At 68.3% G+C, this 1,626-nt stretch carries 2 protein-coding genes; both read right to left on the bottom strand.

The window, feature by feature from the left end; all coding sequences use genetic code 11:
- On the bottom strand, nucleotides 1-458 hold a 458-nt coding region (locus BST14_RS28005; RefSeq protein WP_158085945.1), incomplete at its 3' end, for an ATP-binding protein.
- Nucleotides 458-1,626 (bottom strand): IS21 family transposase (istA, locus tag BST14_RS28000; protein ID WP_083067479.1); only part of this gene is annotated, 1,169 nt, incomplete at its 5' end. The genes istA and BST14_RS28005, both read right to left, overlap by 1 nt.

Genomic DNA, 1,626 nt, shown 5'->3' with positions numbered 1-1,626 from the left:
GCTAGCCGTGCGACCCATTCGGCGGCGGTGGCGAATAAGACGCGGTGCCCGGCCTGGCAGGCTCGCAAGGCCAGGCCGATGGCCAGATGTGTTTTGCCGGTGCCGGGTGGCCCGAGAAACACGACGTTGTCGCGGGCAGTGACGAAGTCCAGCGTGCCGAGGTGGGCGATGGTGTCGCGTTTGAGTCCGCGGGCGTGATCGAAGTCGAATTCCTCCAACGACTTTCGGGCTGGGAACCGGGCGGCCCGGATGCGGCCCTCCCCGCCGTGAGACTCCCGAGCCGAGACTTCACGTTGCAGACACGCCGCCAGGTATTCCTCGTGGGTCCAGTTCTCCGCGCGCGCCCGCTCGGCCAAACGGGCCACGGATTCGCGCAGGGTGGGTGCCTTCAGGGCACGGGTCAGATACGCCAGCTCAGCGGTCACATCACGGGCCGTGGTGGCTTTGGCGGTGGCCATCAGGCGGCTCCACCATCGAGGTCGACACCGAACGCGGTGTCGTAGGACGACAGATCGCGCACCGCCACCTGCGACTCGACCGGAGGTGGCGGATTGTGGATGCGGCTGCGGCGCAACACCTTCGCTGCCTGCACGTGAAGCGGGTCGGAGATCGTCTGGTGAGTGGCCCAGATCCGGGCGTGATCGGCCACTGTCTGGCCGTCGCAGAACGCCTGCACCCGCTGCAGATCGGCGCGCACCAGCACCCGGCGTCCCACCGCGACCGGATGCACCGAATAGTCGTTGGAATCCAGGCGCAGATAGTGGTCGCGGGGCAGCCGCAGCGAGCAGCACCAGCCCGTCGCAGGGGCCACCGGCGGCAGGGCCAGCATCGCGGCCCGATCGGCGTCGAGGCGATCGGTCGGCGCGCAACCCAATGCCCGCTTGGTGCGGCTGTTTGCGGTGGCCAGCCAGTCGGCCAGCTGCGTGTTGAAATCCGTCGGTGAGGCGAAGGTGCGGCCAGGAAGAAACGAGCGCTCCAGATAGTCGTGGCAGCGTTCGATGAGTCCCTTGGCCTCCGGATCGCCCGGCCGGCAGATGATCACCTTGGCGGCCAGCACCCCGCGGAACGCCTGACACTCTTTGGTCAGCTCGGGTCGTCCGGCGCGCCACCGTCCGACGGCGCCTTCACCGTCCCAGACCAGTACTCGCGGCACCGCGCCCAGCGTGGTGATCAGCTGCCACCACCCGGCGTAAAGGTCCTCGGCGCGTCGGGTGGGGATCAGCAGCGCCGACAACCAGCGTGAATAGCCGCAGATCATGGTCAGCACCGGCAATCGGGTCGCGGTGCGGGTCTGCCCGAACCCCACCGGCAGCTCGATGTCGGGGAACCAGAAATCGCACTGGGCGATCTCCCCGGCCGGATACGCGGTGCGTGAGGCCGGATCCGGCGGCAGATACACCGGCCGCAGCTCAGCCACCCGCGCCGAGAGCACTCGGATCGAGCGGGTCCAGCCGATCCGCTCCGCGATCACCGTAGCCGGCATCCGCGGATAAGTTTGGAGCAGTTCCCGGATCCGCGGCTCGACCTCGTCAACGATCGAACCCCGCTGCGCCCGTTCATACTTCGGCGGGCCATCCGAGGCCAACGCCGCCTTGACTGTGTTCTTCGAAATGCCCAGTACCCGGG

It is taken from the genome of Mycobacterium arosiense ATCC BAA-1401 = DSM 45069, from assembly GCF_002086125.1.
GTDB lineage: Bacteria > Actinomycetota > Actinomycetes > Mycobacteriales > Mycobacteriaceae > Mycobacterium > Mycobacterium arosiense.
The sequence above is the reverse complement of the archived record's forward strand: the minus strand, read 5'-3'. Positions and strand labels throughout refer to the sequence as shown.